Genomic DNA, 17246 nt, shown 5'->3' on the forward strand with positions numbered 1-17246 from the left:
CAGACATGCTGGATATCAAGGAAATACGGCTATTCTTCCTCCGGAACGGCTACCTGCTCATCATAGCGGCCTGGCTGTTCACGTTCGCGTTCCTTTTCAATAACTACTGGAGTTACTATTCCTCTCCCCACGGCGTCCAGCGCAGCCTGGAAAACGATATCCACAGCCGGCAGGAGGATTTCCGGGAGCTGACGGCCGACACCGCCGTGGTTAACAGCCTCTTCCGCGGCGATTACAGCCGCGAAACCCTGGAAGAAACCTACAGCGAAAGCTACCATGTTTTCGCCTACGATTCCTCCGACGCCGGTACCCGGCTGCGGTTCTGGAGCACCAACACCGTGGAGCCCCCGGCCCCCAATACCTCCACGCCCCCGACGACTTTCCGGAAAATGGCCAACGGATGGTATGTGGTGCTCACCCACCGGCCGGCGCCCGACAGGTGGCTGATAGGACTGCTCCCCGTTAAGGAGGAATTCGCCATCAACAACGATTACCTCGGGTCGTCCTTCTACGGCCGCCCCGCCATCGGCCCGGAATATACCATCCAGTCCAAACCCCCGGGACTGCCCGTGGTGGATGCGGATAAAGGCATTCTTTTTACCTCCATTACGACCCCGCCAAATCAGACGCCGCGCCCAGCCTGGCGAGCGTGCTGCTGCTGACGCTGGGCGTGATCTGCGTGTTCATCTTCATCAATCTCTTCGCCTCGCTCATGGCGCGGAAACTCACGCCGATCCGGGGATTCCTTTTCCTGTTCGTGGTGGTGCTCACCTTCCGGGTGCTCACCTACCTATACCCGTTCCCCATCGACCTGGGAACGCTCAACCTCTTCCAGCCTACGATCTACGCGAAAGATGATGTCTTCAAGTCACTGGGGGATTTATCCCTCAACGTAATGCTCACTTTCTGGCTGATTTTGTTCTTCCGCCAGCATGTGCGCACCATCCATCCGCCCGTATTGCGGAAAAAATGGCAGGGCTGGCTCATTATCGGGGCCGCGGGGCTGGGCATGTTCATCGCCGGGCAATTCCTGCTCGACCTCGTGCGAAGCCTCGTGATCGACTCCAAGATCTCCTACGACGTCACCAACTTCTTTTCCCTCAACGAATACAGCGTGATCGGCAGCATGAGCCTCGGGTTCATCGCCATCAGCTTCCTGTTCTTTTCCCAGATCGTCAATTACCTGCTCAACCAGCTCACGGATTTTCAATACAAAACCAAATACATCTCCCTGGCGCTGGTGGGCCTGGTGTGGCTCGCGTTCCGTTACAACCTGCCCGATTTCAGCGCCTCGGTGGTGCTGATGCTGTGGCTGCTGGCGTACGTGGCGATCCTCGACTGGCTGGAAACCCGCTTCAGCGGCAATTCCGCCTCCCTGCCGTTTATTATGTGGATGCTGATGATGACGGTCACCACATCCGCCGTGCTCGTGTATTACAACAACCAGAAAGAACTGAGCACGCGCATGCGGGTAGCCGAAAACCTGTCTAAACAGCGCGATCCCTACATGGAAACGCTGCTCAACGACGTGGGCGACCGCCTCATCCAGGACCCCGAGGCGCAGGCCTTCTTCCGGCATCCCACACGTGAAGGGCGCCGCCGGCTGGATGCCATGTTGCGGGAGAAGTATTTCGCCCGCTACCTCAACCGCTTCAACGTACTGTTTTATACCTACGACACTGAAGGCGAAATCCTGTACAACAACGACGGCGTACCATTCAACGATCTCCAAAACCGCATCATGGGCAACACGCTCTCGCATGTGCTGGGCGATGACCTGTACTATGACGAGCGCAGCTTCCGCGACTATAGCTATATCGGGAAAAAGGAGTTCCCCGGAGCGGAAGGAGCGCCCATCGGGTACCTGTTTTTTGAAGTTCGCTCCGAACCCGAAATCGCGCAGGCCGACCGGCTCTATCCCGAATTGCTCATCGACGGCAACCGCCTTGACGGGCAGGAGAATACGGCGCAGTATTCCTGGGCCGTGTACGACAAGAACATCCTGGTGACCAACCACGGCAACTATGCCTTCAAAACCCGGCTGGGCGCGGCGGAAGTGCCGATGGCCGATGTGGTGTATGAAGACGAGGCCGACCATTCCCTGCTGTTTTACAAAGCATCGAAAGATAAACTGGTGATGGTGGTGAAGAAGACGCGGAATTTCCTGGAATTCATCACCCTGTTCGCCTACATGTTCTGCCTTTTCCTGCTGATTATCGCGATATACAGCCTGGTAGACCTCCTGGTGAGGGCGCGCCTCCAGATGTCGAATATGCGGACGATCCTCAAGGTCAGCATCCGGACGAAAGTGCAGACCACGATCATCTTCGCCGTGGCGTTTTCTTTCCTCGCATTGGGCCTCGCCACCATCCTGTTTTTCATCAACCGGTACCGCGCGCAGAATGCGCAGAAGCTCAGCGAAACGGTGCAGAGTATCGGGAAGGATATGGAGGAAGTGTTTTACAACCACCGGCAGTTCGACGATCTGGATATGATCTACGACTCCATCTTTTCCACCCGGCTTGCCACATCCGTCGCAGATATCGCGCGGGAGCACAATGTAGACATCAATATTTACGATACCCAAGGGCGGCTCCAGCTCAGTACGCAGCCGTTGATGATAGAAAAAGGGTTATTGTCGCCGGGCATGAATCCCATGGCGCTTTACCAGCTGTCGCAGCGCAGCCGCATCCAGTTTATCCAGGAAGAGAAGATCGGGCGGATGGGGTATATCAGCAGCTATGTGCCCATGCGGAGCCAGGGCGAGGTGTTTGCCTTCCTCAATGTACCTTACTTCGCAACGGAAAATGAATTGCGGCAGCAGATTTCCACGTTCCTCGTGGCGCTGATTACGATTAATGCGTTTATTTTCCTGATGGCGGGGATTCTGGTGTTGTTGATTTCCAATACCATCACCAAATCCTTCTCCCTCATCACCGAGAAGCTCCGCAGCGTGAACCTCGGCCAGCACAACGAGGCCATCACCTGGGACACCGACGATGAAATCGGGTTGCTGGTAAACGAATACAACAAGATGGTGCAGAAGCTGGAGGTGAGCGCCGCCATGCTGGCCAAAAGCGAGCGGGAAGGCGCCTGGCGCGAGATGGCGCGGCAGGTGGCCCATGAGATCAAGAACCCGCTGACGCCCATGAAACTCAGCATCCAGTATTTGCAGCGCGCCATCGCCAACGATTCGCCGGACGTGAAAGCCTTGTCCAAAAACGTGGCCAATACGCTGGTGGAGCAGATCGAGCATTTGTCCAACATCGCGTCCGACTTCGCGGCGTTTGCCCATATCACAAAAGTCAACAACGAAGTGTTTTCCCTCAGCGAAATGCTGCAATCGCTTACCGCGCTGTATATGAGCAGTCCTGAGTGCCATATTTACTTCGGCCGGCAAGACAAGCCTTACCTCATCGATGCGGACAAGACGCAGATTAACCGTGTGTTCACGAACCTGTTGCAGAACGCCATCCAGGCGATCCCGGAAGGGCAGGAGGGGCATGTGGCGATCAGCATGAAGGAAGAAGGACCGCATTGGGTGGTGGTGGAGGTGATCGACAACGGTACGGGCATTCCGCCGGAAGCGCAGGAAAAGATCTTCGTGCCGAACTTCACGACCAAGTCTTCCGGTACGGGGCTGGGCCTGGCCATGAGCCGGAACATCGTGGAGCAGGCTGGCGGCGAGATCTGGTTCAGGACATCCCCGGGCATGGGCACCACATTTTTCGTAAGGCTGCCATTAGTGGCGGATCAGCAGGATTACAACGCTTAGCGGCGCCTTGTGCAGGCATAAAAAAGGGCGCCGTTACCGGAGCCCTTTCGAATGAATTAAGGTGTGTCTGTTGCAGGTATAACTTATGCTTCCGGTGTAACCACGAAGCTTTCGCGGATTTTTTCGAGGAGTTTGGTCTGGATCATCTGTTCGGCCAGCACGATCATGTTGCAGAAAGCGCGTTCGCCGGAGATGCCGTGACCGATGATAACGGGTTCAGCAACGCCCAGTACGGGAGTGCCGCCATATTGCTCGAAGTCGAACCGGTCGAGGTATTCGTCCTTGATATTGCGCCTTACGGCGATATCATGGAAGGATTCGGCGAGTTTGAGGACCACGTTGCCGGTGAAACCTTCGCAAACGATGACGTCTGCGGTGTTTTTGAACACGTCGCGGCCTTCTACGTTACCAACGAAATTAACGAGGGGATTTTCTTTGAGGAGGGGATAGGTGGCCTGCGCGAGGAGGTTTCCTTTTCCTTCTTCTTCTCCGAGGTTCAGCAGGCCGATTTTCGGATTTTCGACTCCCTGGATGTATTTGGCATATAAAGAGCCGAGGATGGCGAACTGAACGAGGTTCTCAGGTTTGCAGTCGGCGTTGATGCCCACGTCCAGCAGGAGGCCGGTGGAGCCGTCTTCCCGGGGGAGGATGGTGGAAATGGTAGGCCGCTGGATGCCTTCGATGACTTTAATGGAGTAAATGGCGCCTACCATCATGGCCCCGGTGTTACCGGCGCTGATGAAAGCGTCAATCTTTTTGTTTTGTAGGAGATGGAAGCCGATGGAGATGGAAGAATGCGGCTTTTCCTTTAAAGCTTTGGTAGGATGTTCATTCATCCCGATTACCTGGGATGAATGAACAACGGTATATCTTGACTGGTCTAACGCTGCTTCTGTGAGGAGGGGTGTTAAGGCCTGCTCATCACCAATCAACATCAGATGGGCATCAGATGCTTTGCTTAAAAATAATTTAACTCCTTTTACTGCTTCTGCGGGGGCATAATCGCCGCCCATCATATCAAGCCCGATTCTCATGAACTGTGTTTTGTCTTGTGTGCTCGGGGGTAAAATTAGTAAAAATTATTATTTAGCAGCAGCTTGTTTTTCCAAAACAACTTTTCCTTTGTAGAACAGTTTGTTCTCTACCCAATGAGCACGGTGTCTCAGGTGCACTTCGCCGGTAGCGCTGTCGGTGCTTAAAGTTTCAGCAAACGCTTTGTAATGTGTTCTTCTCTTTGCTGATCTTTGTTGCGAGTGTCTGCGTTTAGGATTCGGCATCTTATTTAATTTTTAAAATTGAATACGTTTTTAATTATCCCTGAACTTTTCCAACCCTTTCCAGATCGGATTGGCCTGTTGTTCGTCCTGTTGTTTCATTTTTTCCAACATCTCCAGCACTTTCGGATCGCATCCGCTTTTCCCGCTGGCGTCGTCCGGATGGATGCGCTGCATGGGAATGGCCAGGTTGATGAACTCGTAAATGAAGTCGGCCACGTTCAGGTGGCTTTCCGTCCGGCTGATATAAGTCACGTCCGGATCTTCATCGGCACTCATTTCCTCCGGGTTGTCCACCAGTTTGATCACCTGGTTGAAATCGTCCCAGAGTTGCATCTCGAATGGCTGACCGCAACGATCGCAGGTAACTGTCAGTCTTCCCCCCACCTCGAACTTCAACAGGAAAAATCCCGCTTTCTTATCTAAAGTAAGATTGACTGTGGCGTGACAGTCGGAAAAATCCGGCTCGGCACCCAGCTTCTCGAAAAAGTTGCCGTCGATCTGATATTGGAATGTATGCACCCCGGGCGTCAGACCTACAAAAGCTATGTCAAATTCGCGGAGTTGCTTCATATCAAAATCCTCCCTTTTAGAGGGATGCAAAGGTAAACAAATATTTCCAAAAGCAAAAATTTCCTACTTTTGTTGATTCTCAGGCTAATATTATATAACAAAATATATAAAAATGTCAGATATTTACAGCTAGTAAGTTGCGCCATTTTTGCTAACTTCATATCGCGCTCTGCATCACCATTTTTTGCACATGCCTCATGAAATCCTCCAGTTCCCCCTATTCCCCCGAAGATATGTCAGATAAAGACAGAATAGGCCGGACACACCCGATGAACTCACTTACTGTACCCCCGAACGCCGGGGGAGCACCCCCGTTTTCGCACTTTCCATCGCCGTTTTCCTCCGCAACACCAACGCCGGCGTCCTCGTCACCGACGAAAAACACCGCTTTGTATGGGGGAACGACGTTTTCATGGAATTCTTCCACGCCGGGACGTACAAAGGTAACCAACTTGACCTTACCTACCGGGCCATGACCGCCCATTTTGCCGCCGAAGTGTATGATTCCGGAGCTTTTGAGTTGAAAATGAAAGAGTTAAGGCGGAAAAGAAAGCCTTTCTTCGGCTGGGAGATCCCCTTCCGCAACGGCCGCATCTTCGAAATCAGCTATATGCCCGTGTACGATGGCCCCCGGTTCGCCGGATCCATCTGGCAGATCGTAGACGTTACCCGCCACCGGCAGGCCGCCGAAGAACTCCGCCGCGTCGATGAGAAATACCGCGTCATACTCGACAACCTCAACGCCGCCCTCTGCGAAACCGACCTGGAAGGCAACATCGTCAAAGTTTACGACAGCTTCTGCCGCCTTTCCGGATACACAGAGGAAGAGCTCATCGGCAATAACATCACCGACATCTTTGTGCCCGAAGAAAACCGCGACTACGCCCGCAACCTCCGCCGGTACCGCGTGGAAAAGAAAGTGGCCTTATTATATGATATGGAGATCGTCCTGAAAGATGGCACCCGCAAATGGGTGATCGCCAGCTCGGGCAATATCTACGACCGCGACGGCAAGGCTATCGGCGGTGTGGGCATCCATATGGACATCACCCCCAAAAACACCTCCAGCGCGAGCTCGAAGTAGCCAAACAGGCCGCCGAAGAAGCCCAGCGCACGCAAAAAGAGTTCCTCGCCAACATGAGCCACGAAATCCGGACGCCCCTCAACGCGATCATCGGCATGGCCCACCTGCTCGAAGAAACCGCCCTCAACGACGAACAGAAAGAATACATCAAAATACTCAAACACTCCTCCGGCATCCTTCACGGGCTCATCACCGATATCCTCGATATCTCCAAAATCGAAGCCGGCAAACAGGAAGTGCATCCCCGCGAGTTCGACCTCCGCGAACTGGTCCAGAGCATGAAGCACACCTTCCAGATGAAGCTTGGCCAGCGGCCGATCCAGGTGACGGTGGAACTGGACAAACGTATCGATTCGCTCCTCATCGGAGACGATATGATTTTGAACCAGATCCTCATGAATTTATTAGGTAATGCGGAAAAATTCACCAAGGAGGGCGAAATTGCCATCAAAGTGAGCCTCGATGAGCTCCAGGCCAACGCGCTCTGGCTCCGCTTCCAGGTTTGTGACACCGGCATCGGCATCCAGGCCGACAAACTGGAGCTGATTTTCCAGAACTACAAACAGGCGGAGAAAGACATCCGCGAGCGCTACGGCGGTACGGGCCTCGGCCTGGCCATCGCCAAACAGCTGGTGGAATTGCAGGGCGGGCGTATTTCCGTGGAGAAAGGAGGGGAGTATAACACCTGCTTCACCTTCACGCTGCCGTTCATCGACACCCGGCGGTCCGCAGTGCGGCAAGGCGGGCAGGATGTGGAAAACAAATACGCCCGGATCGATTTCGGGCAGGCCAGGGTGCTGGTTGTGGAAGATAACCCCATGAACCTCAAGTACATCCTCAGCCTCCTCGAAAAATACAGGATCAACTACCAACTGGCCACCAATGGCCCGGATGCCCTGTATTTCCTGGAATCCAAGCAGTTCGACCTCGTGCTGATGGACATCCGGATCCCGGGAATGGACGGCTTCGAGCTGGCCCGCAAGATCCGGGAAGACGAATCGCGGCCCAACGTGGCCACCCCCGTGATCGCCACCACCGCCACCGCCATGCCGAGCACCCTCGCCATGGCCCGCAGCATCGGCATTACTGAGATACTGACGAAACCTTATACTCCCGACCAGCTGTTGCAGGTACTTAACAAATACCTCAACGAAGACGAAACCGAAATCATTATGGAAGTGCAAAATATTAGCGGCTACGAATTCCATCCTGACCTGGATGTCAAATACCTTAACACGCTGTACGAAAGCAATATCGGGTACGCCATCGACCTGTTCGACATTTACGTGCTTACCATCCGCGACGAGCTGATGAAGATCCGGAAAGTGGCGGATGCGGGCGATTGGGAAACCCTCCGGTTCCAGGTCCATAAGATCAAGCCCAACTTCTCGATGGTAGGGCTCACCTGGATCACCACCAAACTGGAGACGATGGAAAACCTCCTGCGCCACAACGAAAACCTCGATACCATCCCCGCCCTCCTCGGCGAAATCGTGGAAGAAGTCAACGGTTTCTTTCCCATCATCGAAAATGAATTGCGGAAAATGCAGGCCTTCATGGCCGGCGGCGGCCAGATTTAGTTGAACTGCTCCAGCGCCTCTTTCACGTCGGAATAGTAACTGCCTCCGAAGAGATTGAGGTGCACCAGCAGGGGATACAACTGGCAAAGCGGGAGCCTTTCCTGCCATCCCTGCTCCAGCGGGTGGATGGCCTGGTAGGTGTAGTAAAACCGCGTGTCGAACCCGCCGAACAGGCGTGTCATCGCCATGTCCATCTCGCGGTGGCCGAAATACACGGCCGGGTCGAAGATGCAGGCGCGGCCGTTTTGCGCCACGAGGAAATTACCGCTCCACAGATCGCCGTGCAATAGTGCCGGCGGCTCTTCGGGGAACAACTCCGGGAGTTTGCGGCAGATCTTTTCGAGGCGCTGCATCAGTTGGCTGTCGAGCCGGTGATTGTCGAACGCCATTTTTGCCAGCGGGAGCAGGCGGTTCATGGCATAGAAAACAGCCCAGCTGGAATAAGGCGTGTTGTATTGTTTGATGGAACCGATGTAATTGGAAGTGTTCAGCCCGAACCAGGGGCGCGTTTGCTGGTGCATCCTCGCCATCGAAGCGGCGAAGTTCTCCCAGAAATCCGGCGAAGCGGCGCCTTTTTCCACGTATTCCGTTATCAGGAAAGCCCGGTTGCCGGCCACGCCGCTGCAGATGGGGCGGGGCACCGCAATCACTTCCGGAAGGCGCAGCTCTTCCAGCCCGCACATTTCCCGCGCAAACATCTCCGGGTGCTTCGCGGCATCGTTCATCTTGAGAAAGAAACGGCCCTGCGTAGTGTCTATGCGAAAAGTTTCGTTGATATCTCCCCCGTGTATCCGCTCTGCGTGAATTATCTGTAATTTCACGGAGAGTTGAAGATGGACGGTGAGGGATTTTTCAAGTTCCTGTTGAATGGTGAAGTCTAACATGTTCCTTTCGCTTACACTTAAAAATGGAAAAAGAATACCGGTTCGGAAAACCTTTGATATCAATAGCGCTCGGGCTGGCGGGCATCTTCCTGCTGACCTGGGCGGTCGCGGTGGACGGATGGCTGGCAGGGATCTACTTTCATAGGTGGTACGATTTCATCAGTACGCTGTTCAGAAAGTTGTTCGGTCGATTCACGGGCAGCATAGGCGATGTAATTTACTGCGTTTGGGTTATAATAGGGATTATTTTTTTATTAAAATCAATCTGGCGGCTCTTCACGGCGCAATGGAAAGCACTGGGATATGCGCTCCTGAAGGCCGCATCCTCCCTTTGCTGGCTGTATTTTTTCTTCCTCCTCTTCTGGGGCGCTCATTATCAACGCAGTTCGATGGTAAAGGAACTTGGGTTCGACGTACAGCCGTACACGAAAGCCGATCTCTACCTCCTGGCCGATACGCTCGTAAAACTCACCAACCGCGATAAATCCGCGCTGGAAGCCCTGCCTGCCGTTCCAGATACGCTGCCCCGCCGTGTATTCGCCGATGCGGCGAAAGCATATGGCCAACTGGCGCGGTTGCAACCTTCCCTGCGCTATTCCATCCCTTCCGTCAAAAAATCCATGTTCGGGAGATATCTCAACTACCTGGGCGTTACCGGTTACCTCAACCCCTTTACCAACGAAGCCCAGGTAAACACGACGGTCCCGGCCTTCCAGGTGCCGTTCGTCACCTGCCACGAGATTGCCCACCAGATCGGGTTTGCGCCGGAGGAGGACGCTAATTTTATTGGTTACCTCGCCGCCAGCCGGTATCCCGATCCCAGGTTCCAATATGCCGCCAACTTCGAAATGCTCTTGTATACGGTGAGGCGCCTGGCCAGGAGAGACCCTCCGCTCGCGCGCCTCGTCTGGAACAAAACACACCCCGGCATCCGCGCGGATGCAAAGCGGCTCATCGACTTCTACCGGCAATTCGAAGGCCCGGTAGACGAATTCTCCGCCGTTTTCTACGATTCCTACCTGAAAGCCAACAACCAGCAACACGGCATCCGTAGTTACAGCGAAGTGGTGGGCTGGTTGATGGATTACTACCGCATAAAAGGTTAGCATCCGCGAAATAAAAAAATGCGCCCCGGAGAGGGCGCATTTTTTATGCTGGGAAAAAATGTCTCAGTTCATCATCAATACGTTCACGCTGCGCTGCAGGATGTTGAAGGCGATCTCGGCCATGAGGTTTTCACGGTCGAGCGTCGGGTTTACTTCGGTGATTTCGAAGCAGCAGATTTTACGGTGCTGCATGAATTTGGAGATGAGGTCTTCCGCTTCGCGCTCGCGCAGCCCGTTGCTTACCGGCGTGCCGGTGCCACGGGAGATGGATGCGTCGAGGCTGTCGACGTCGAAAGAGACGTAAATGTACTCGCAATCGTGCAGGTAACGGAACACACTCCTGGCCACGGCTTCCGCGCCTTTGCGGCGGACTTCGTTGGTGGTGATCACTTTCATGCCGTATTTGCGGATGAGGTGTTCTTCCTCTTTTTCGTAGTCGCGCAGCGAAATGAAGACGATATCTTCCGGCAGTACTTTGGGAGCGATCTTGCCGAGGTTTTTGAGCTGTCCCCAGAGTTTGACGGTGTTATCGTCGAGCTCGTGGACTTTGTTCTCGATATTGTCTTCCGCGATGGAAGCGGCGAGGGGCATGCCATGCATGTTGCCGGAGGGCGTGGTGTAGGGGGTGTGGAGATCGGCGTGTGCGTCGATCCAGATCACGCCCAGTTTGGCTTTGGGCCGTGCCAGCTTGAGGCCTGCGATGGTGGCGCCGGCGGTGCTGTGGTCACCGGAAAGCACCACAGGGAACCAGTTTTGTTTGATCGTGTCGCAAACGGATTTGCTGACGCGTTCATACATGTTGATGGTGCCTTTGATGCGTTTGGCGTAGGGAGATTCGATGGGTTCGAAAAGCAATTTGTTTTCCGTCTCGATTTCTTCCGTGGGGAAGTGGACGAAGAAATTGCTCATGAAATCAAGCGCGGCAATCTTGATCGCGTCTACTCCCAGGCTGGCGCCGCGTGTGCCTGCGCCAATTTCGGATTTGACTTCAATGATCTTGATATTTTTCATACAATGTTTTGGTGTGGGCCGCTGAAGCGGGATCTTAGCCGAGGATGCTCCGGCCGATCACGATGCGCTGGACTTCAGACGTGCCTTCATAGATCTGCGTTATTTTAGCGTCGCGCATGAGGCGCTCTACGTGGTATTCTTTGACATAACCGTATCCGCCATGAACCTGAACGGCTTCGGTGGCTACCCACATGGCGGTTTCAGAAGCGAATACCTTGGCCATGGAGCCGCTGAGGGTATAATCGATGTGGTTGTCCTTTTCCCAGGCGGCCCGCAGGCAGAGGAGGCGCGCGGCTTCGATCTTGGTGGCCATGTCCGCCAGTTTGAACTGGATGGCCTGGTGCTGGGAAATCTCTTTGCCGAAGGCTTTCCTTTCCTTGCTGTATTTCAACGCCAGTTCATACGCGCCGCTGGCGATCCCCAGCGCCTGGGAGGCAATACCGATACGGCCGCCGCCCAACGTCTTCATCGCGAATTTAAACCCGAACCCGTCTTCCCCGATCCGGTTTTCTTTCGGCACCTTCACATCCTGGAACATCACGCTGTGCGTATCGCTCCCGCGGATGCCGAGCTTGTTTTCCTTCGCGCCGAGCGTGATGCCCGGGGAATCCTTTTCTATTATGAGGCAATTGATGCCCTTGCTGCCCAGTTCGGGATGCGTTTGCACCATCACCAGGTACACGCTCGCCGAATTGGCGTTGGTAATCCAGTTTTTGGTGCCGTTCACCAGGTAGTGGTCGCCCTTGTCTTCCCCGATGGTCCGCTGCGAAGTAGCGTCTGATCCCGCTTCCGGCTCGCTCAGCAAAAATGCGCCGATGATCTCGCCTTTGGCCAGGGGAACGAGGTATTTCCTCTTCTGTTCTTCGTTGCCGTACGTTTCCAGTCCCCAGCAAACCAGGGAATTATTCACGCTCATCACCACGGAGGCGCTCGCGTCTATTTTTGAAATCTCTTCCATCGCCAGCACGTACGAAATCGTGTCCAGCCCGGCGCCTCCGTACTCGGGGCTTACCATCATGCCGAGAAAGCCCAGCTCCCCCAGTTTCTTTACCTGCTCCGCCGGAAATTTTTGCTGCTCGTCGCGTTCTATCACGCCGGGCAATAATTCATTCACCGCAAAATCCCTCGCCGCTTTCTGTATCATCAGATGTTCTTCCGTTAACTGAAAATGCATGTTCTATTGAATTTTAAAGAAGATTGTTGGTGCTTACAAACCTATCTTAAAATAGGCACCTAAAAAAATCAGCGCGGCAGAATTAAAAACTCACCCGTTTTTCTCCCGTATTGTTGAATATTTTAATAATAACTCCCCCCGTTTATTGGACGAATTCCTGTTGCCAACTGTCCGTAAGTCAGAAAAGTCTATTATTTTTGTAGGATGATGGCAGTGAATTTACCCAACTACCACCATGTGCTCGGGCAGATCCAACCCTTCCGCGCACAGCTGGTAGCCGTATCAAAAACCAAACCTGCCGAATCTATCCGGGCCCTCTACGATGCCGGCCAGCGGATATTCGGCGAAAATTACGTGCAGGAAATGGTGGAAAAGGAAGGCTTGCTTCCGAAAGACATCCAATGGCATTTCATCGGCCACCTCCAAAGCAACAAAGTCAAATACATCGCTCCCTTCGTGAGCATGATCCACGGTATCGACAGCTTCAAACTTCTCCAGGAAGTCAATAAGCAAGCCGCCAAAAACGGCCGTATTATCGATTGCCTCCTGCAGGTGCACATCGCCACCGAGGAAACGAAGTTCGGCTTCAGCGAAGCGGAGCTGGAAGGCGTGCTGGAGCAATCCGTGACCCTGCCGAACGTCCGCATCGCGGGCCTGATGGGCATGGCCAGCAATACCGACGACCTTGCGCAGGTACGCGGCGAGTTCCGCCGGTTGAAAGAGATGCAGGCGGCCGCCAAAGCAAAATATTTTCCCGTAACGGATGAATTCCGCCAACTCTCCATGGGCATGAGCGGCGATTATACGATAGCCCTGGAAGAAGGCAGCACGCTCGTCCGCATCGGCAGCCTGCTGTTCGGCGCCAGGAATTACGCACAAAAACAATAGCATGAAAAAACTCTTACTGATAGCCGCCGTGGCCTTCAGCGCCTGCACGCCCACGCGCCAGGCCGGGCTCACGAAAGGCCCCTGGCAGGCCCAGCTCACGCGGGCCGACGGCGGACAGATCGTCTTCAACTTCGAAGTGGCGGACAGCGCCGGTTCGCAGGTGATTTACGTAACCAACGCAGGCGAACGCATGCGCGTCGACGAAGTGCGGATGCAGGAAGACTCCGTCTTCATCCGCATGCCTTTTTTGACTCCGAATTCAAAGCGGAAGTGTATTTCAACGGCAGCCTGCAAGGGAAGTGGATACGGCACCTCGCCGACAAAGACGTGGATATCGACTTCTACGCGCAACCCGGGAAATCGGAGCGCTTCGCCGTAACGAAACCCGCTACCCGCAGTATTACAGGCCGTTGGCCCACCTGGTTTTACGATGGCCCGGGTTCCGACAGTACCTACGCTATCGGGGAGTTCGTGCAAACGGGCAGCCAGGTAACGGGTACCTTCCTCACCACTTCCGGCGATTACCGTTACCTGCAGGGCGTGGTGGACGGGGATTCCCTCAAGCTTTCGACTTTCGACGGGTCGCATGCCTACCTGTTTACCGCGCTGGTTGAAAATGATTCCACCATCAGCGGCGGGCAGTTCCTGGCGGGGATTACCGCCCGGCAACAGTTTTCGGCGCGGAAAGATAGCAGCGCGCGCCTGCAGGACGCCACCACGCTGAACACGGTGAAAGAACCCGGCGCCACGCTCGATTTCAAATTCCCGGACCTGAACGGGCAAACGGTTTCCATCAAAGACGAGCGGTTTAAGAATAAAGCGGTGATCGTGCAGGTATCGGGCTCCTGGTGCCCGAACTGCATGGACGAAACGGCGTACCTGAGCGAGTGGTATAAGGAGAATAAGGACCGCGGGGTGGAGATCGTGATGCTGGCATATGAACGCACAACGGATTTTGAAAAGTCGAAGAAAGCCGCGGAAGGGTTCGCAAAGAAGTTTGACGTGACGTACCCGGTGTTGATTACGGGGGTAACGCCCGCCGATCCGCAGAAAACGGAGAAGACGTTGCCGCAGCTGACGGGACTGAAGGGCTTCCCGACGACCATTTATCTTGACCGGAGCGGCAAGGTGGTGGAGGTGCATACCGGGTTTAACGGTCCGGGTACGGGCGAGCACTACGAAACTTACAAGAAGGAATTTAACGCATTGATGGACCGTTTGCTGCAATAGGCGACATCCAGGATATAAGGTAAAACCGGGCGTTAACGCGTCCGGTTTTTTTAATATCTCCGAAAACCGGAGATATTGTCCGCTTTGCACCTGCAGCTGAAGATCGACGCGGCGTTTTTGCTGGAGCATGCCTGATAGGAAAAGCAGAGGAATCTTTTTATATTTCAGGGTTCAAGACCAAGATTTCACGTATGAAAAGATCCCTTGTTGTACTGGGGGCGCTGCTGCTGGCAGTGCCGGTATTTGCCCAGCAGGCTTTCCGCAAAGCCACCACGCCCGCGTCCGCCGGTTTTTCGGCAGTCCGCCTTCACCGGATAGATAGTTTTTTCGAAGCCGCCGTGGCGCAGGGGCTCGCGCCGAATGCCGTCACTTTTATCGCCCGGAAGGGGCAGATCGTGCATCATAAAGCGTTCGGTTTCAGTAACCTGGAAAAGAAAACCCCAGCGCGGACGGACGATATCTTCCGCATCGCATCGCAGACCAAGCTGGTCACCACCGTGGCCGTGCTCATGCTGTATGAGGAAGGGCGCCTTTTCCTGGACGATCCCATCGCAAAATTCCTCCCGGAATTCAAGGACGTGCAGGTCCTGGACAAGGATGGTACCACCCGCGCCCCTAAAACCGCACCCACCATCCGCCATCTCTTATCGCACTCCGCCGGGATACCATATCAGCATCCTACGGTAAAGGAGCCCAGTACGTACCTGAGCGACCTCAACGGGCTGACAATGGAGACGCTCGTGCAACAAATCACCAAACGCCCCCTGGTACATGATCCCGGCGAGCAATTCACCTACGGGTATAATACCGACGTGGCCGGCAGGATCGTGGAAGTGATATCGGGCAAAAGCCTGAAGGACTTCTTCCACGAAAGGATCTTTGCTCCCCTCGGTATGCAAGATACTTACTTCTACCTGCCACCCTCCAAAGCCGGACGCCTCGTGGAGCTTTACGCAAAAGGGCACATCGATTCGCCGCTGACCGTACACGGGAGCGTAGCCAACCGCACCTACCCTGTCGCCGGCAAGCAAACGTTGTTCCTGGGCGGGGCCGGGCTTGTGAGCACTGCCGCGGATTATGCCCGGCTTTGCCAGTTGGTCCTCAATGGAGGCAGTTTCAACAATGTACGGCTGCTGTCGCGCAAAACGGTAGACCTGATGGGCCGCAACCAGATTGGCGGGAGCTTTGTGTGGGACAGGAACGACAAGTTCGGACTGGGCCTGCAGATCATCACGGAAGACTCGCGCTACGGCGACCAGGCGAGCCCCGGCTCACTGACCTGGGGCGGCGCTTATTGTTCCGAGTACACCATCGATCCCAAAGAAGGCATCATCATGCTGGTGTTCACCAACGTGAGCCCCTACGCCTGGTACGGGGAGTTCGTCCGCAAGTTCAGGATGCTGGCCTACGGGGCGCTGGAATAGTTATGGTGGGACATGGGAGCCGTACGCTTGGTACGGGGTGTCCGTCCGCAAGTTCAGGATGCTGGTTTACGGGGCGCTGGAGTAGAAAAGGCGGAATATCGTCTCAAACATACAATATTGGGGCTGGCTCATTCACGAGCCGGCCTTTTTTATGCTGCTGCGGCATCAGCAACCCCTTGCGCAGCAAAAAAACCGGATCGCTTGTCGGCTGCACTAAGTTCCAATGCATGGCAAACCCCAGCTACGCAATGCGGGAGCCTGTCCATCGCATGTATGGCAGGACGAGCAGGCCGGATTTCTCAGTAATGGCTCTGATAATCAAGGTGCAATGCGGATTTACTAGCGGTTTTCGCCACGGGAAAAGGCGGCTTGCCACTAATTTAACAAGCCTTTACCCCGCCTATAACCCGCATATATCCTGGGTATGTCCTGCCTTTTATAAAGGGCAGGACAAAGGCATGGTATAGGCAGGGCAAAGGCAGGACAAAGGCAGGACATATATACTGCAACCCTTCATTGCGGAGGCTTTTGGCCTATGCCAAAGCCGTAGTAAAATTAGGGACACCGGATGGCTGGATTTCAGCGGGGGCGGCAACGAAAAAGGGCCGTACCGGTCTGGTACAGCCCTTCCAAAATCGGTTGTAACGGATTAAAACTCGTTCTTCCACATCATGGATTCCACGGGGCGAACGGTGCGGCCGTTGTATTTGGCGTTGCCTTTTTTGTTGTAGAGCGTTTCGATCTGTCCTTCCACCACGAAGTAAATGAGCTGGCCGATGGGCATGCCGGCATAAATCCGGACGGGCTGGGCGCAAGAGATCTCCAGCGTCCAGGTGTTGCAGAAGCCTACGTCGCCTTTGCCGGCGGTGGCATGGATATCGATCCCCAGGCGGCCGGTGCTGCTCTTGCCTTCCAGGAAGGGCACATGGGCGTGGGTTTCCGTGTATTCGTGCGTAACGCCCAGGTAAAGCGTGTTGGGCTGCAGTACAAAGCCTTCCTCCGGAATCTCGAAATGCACGATCTCATTGTGCCGGCGGGCATCCAGTACACGGTCCGCATACGTGGCCAGGTATTTACCCAGATGCACGTCATACGAGTTGGTACCGAGGTATTTCCGGTCGAAAGGGCTGATCACGATGGTGCCCTTTTCAATTTCTTCCAGAATTCTTTTGTCAGACAAGATCATGCGTGATGGTGTTTAGGTTAGGCCGGTTGCTTAATTCCCGTTAAATTCGCGTTTAAG

General features: G+C 54.5%; 16 protein-coding genes. 9 read left to right on the forward strand and 7 right to left on the reverse strand.

Features of this window, described 5'->3' with window-relative positions:
- Window positions 1-5: 5 nt before the first annotated feature.
- On the forward strand, window positions 6-662 hold the full coding sequence (locus WJU16_RS21045) for a hypothetical protein (RefSeq protein ID WP_341835372.1): 657 nt from the start codon (window positions 6-8) through the stop codon (window positions 660-662).
- Window positions 650-3775, forward strand: coding sequence for a HAMP domain-containing sensor histidine kinase (locus WJU16_RS21050; RefSeq protein WP_341835373.1), 3126 nt, complete (start codon window positions 650-652; stop codon window positions 3773-3775). Before WJU16_RS21045 ends, WJU16_RS21050 begins: the two co-directional genes overlap by 13 nt.
- Window positions 3776-3858: 83 nt before the next feature.
- Here WJU16_RS21050 and plsX read toward each other — a convergent pair whose 3' ends face one another.
- The 3 genes from plsX to WJU16_RS21065 are packed head-to-tail and all read right to left on the reverse strand — an operon-like array spanning window position 3859 to window position 5622.
- Entirely contained in the window at window positions 3859-4809 is a 951-nt protein-coding gene (plsX, locus tag WJU16_RS21055; protein ID WP_341835374.1) for a phosphate acyltransferase PlsX, read from the reverse strand.
- A 48-nt stretch (window positions 4810-4857) separates the two neighbouring features.
- Window positions 4858-5052 (reverse strand): 50S ribosomal protein L32, encoded by a 195-nt coding sequence (gene rpmF, locus WJU16_RS21060; protein ID WP_109698752.1) that lies wholly within the window; start codon window positions 5050-5052, stop codon window positions 4858-4860.
- Window positions 5053-5082: 30 nt separating this feature from the next.
- Window positions 5083-5622: a DUF177 domain-containing protein gene (locus WJU16_RS21065; protein ID WP_341835375.1), complete on the reverse strand. Its 540-nt coding sequence runs from the start codon at window positions 5620-5622 to the stop codon at window positions 5083-5085.
- A 412-nt stretch (window positions 5623-6034) separates the two neighbouring features.
- On the opposite strand from WJU16_RS21065, the gene WJU16_RS21070 reads away from it, so the two are divergent.
- Together WJU16_RS21070 and WJU16_RS21075 are read left to right on the forward strand one after the other, a co-directional pair.
- Window positions 6035-6706 carry a PAS domain S-box protein gene (locus WJU16_RS21070; RefSeq protein WP_341835376.1) on the forward strand — a complete coding sequence of 224 codons (672 nt, stop codon included), beginning with the start codon at window positions 6035-6037 and terminating at the stop codon, window positions 6704-6706.
- Window positions 6592-8286 (forward strand): response regulator, encoded by a 1695-nt coding sequence (locus tag WJU16_RS21075; protein ID WP_341835377.1) that lies wholly within the window; start codon window positions 6592-6594, stop codon window positions 8284-8286. The genes WJU16_RS21070 and WJU16_RS21075 overlap by 115 nt, the downstream gene beginning before the upstream one ends.
- Here the strand turns inward: WJU16_RS21075 and WJU16_RS21080 are convergent.
- Entirely contained in the window at window positions 8283-9170 is an 888-nt protein-coding gene (locus WJU16_RS21080) for a fructosamine kinase family protein (protein ID WP_341835378.1), read from the reverse strand. The two genes, WJU16_RS21075 and WJU16_RS21080, sit on opposite strands and share 4 nt — an antisense overlap.
- Window positions 9171-9193: 23 nt before the next feature.
- Here WJU16_RS21080 and WJU16_RS21085 point away from each other — a divergent pair, with 23 nt between their 5' ends.
- The gene (locus WJU16_RS21085; RefSeq protein WP_341835379.1) at window positions 9194-10276 is read left to right on the forward strand and encodes a DUF3810 domain-containing protein; all 1083 of its coding nucleotides are present in this window, start codon (window positions 9194-9196) and stop codon (window positions 10274-10276) included.
- 63 nt (window positions 10277-10339) lie between these two features.
- Here WJU16_RS21085 and WJU16_RS21090 read toward each other — a convergent pair whose 3' ends face one another.
- Window positions 10340-11287 carry an arginase gene (locus tag WJU16_RS21090; RefSeq protein ID WP_341835380.1) on the reverse strand — a complete coding sequence of 316 codons (948 nt, stop codon included), beginning with the start codon at window positions 11285-11287 and terminating at the stop codon, window positions 10340-10342.
- A 34-nt stretch (window positions 11288-11321) separates the two neighbouring features.
- Window positions 11322-12461 carry an acyl-CoA dehydrogenase gene (locus tag WJU16_RS21095; protein ID WP_341835381.1) on the reverse strand — a complete coding sequence of 380 codons (1140 nt, stop codon included), beginning with the start codon at window positions 12459-12461 and terminating at the stop codon, window positions 11322-11324.
- Window positions 12462-12665: 204 nt separating this feature from the next.
- Between WJU16_RS21095 and WJU16_RS21100 the strand changes: the two genes are divergently transcribed.
- From WJU16_RS21100 to WJU16_RS21115, 4 genes are all read left to right on the forward strand, one after another.
- Window positions 12666-13349, forward strand: coding sequence for a YggS family pyridoxal phosphate-dependent enzyme (locus tag WJU16_RS21100; protein ID WP_341835382.1), 684 nt, complete (start codon window positions 12666-12668; stop codon window positions 13347-13349).
- A 1-nt stretch (window position 13350) separates the two neighbouring features.
- Window positions 13351-13728 carry a hypothetical protein gene (locus WJU16_RS21105; protein ID WP_341835383.1) on the forward strand — a complete coding sequence of 126 codons (378 nt, stop codon included), beginning with the start codon at window positions 13351-13353 and terminating at the stop codon, window positions 13726-13728.
- Window positions 13620-14579 carry a TlpA disulfide reductase family protein gene (locus tag WJU16_RS21110; RefSeq protein ID WP_341835384.1) on the forward strand — a complete coding sequence of 320 codons (960 nt, stop codon included), beginning with the start codon at window positions 13620-13622 and terminating at the stop codon, window positions 14577-14579. Before WJU16_RS21105 ends, WJU16_RS21110 begins: the two co-directional genes overlap by 109 nt.
- Window positions 14580-14770: 191 nt before the next feature.
- Entirely contained in the window at window positions 14771-16003 is a 1233-nt protein-coding gene (locus WJU16_RS21115; RefSeq protein ID WP_341835385.1) for a serine hydrolase domain-containing protein, read from the forward strand.
- Between the two features lie 649 nt (window positions 16004-16652).
- Here the strand turns inward: WJU16_RS21115 and dcd are convergent.
- A complete protein-coding gene (dcd, locus tag WJU16_RS21120; protein WP_341835386.1) occupies window positions 16653-17189 on the reverse strand; it encodes a dCTP deaminase in 537 nt (178 codons plus the stop codon).
- Between the last annotated feature and the right edge of the window lie 57 nt (window positions 17190-17246).

The sequence above is a fragment of the Chitinophaga pollutisoli genome, from assembly GCF_038396755.1.
Lineage (GTDB): Bacteria > Bacteroidota > Bacteroidia > Chitinophagales > Chitinophagaceae > Chitinophaga > Chitinophaga pollutisoli.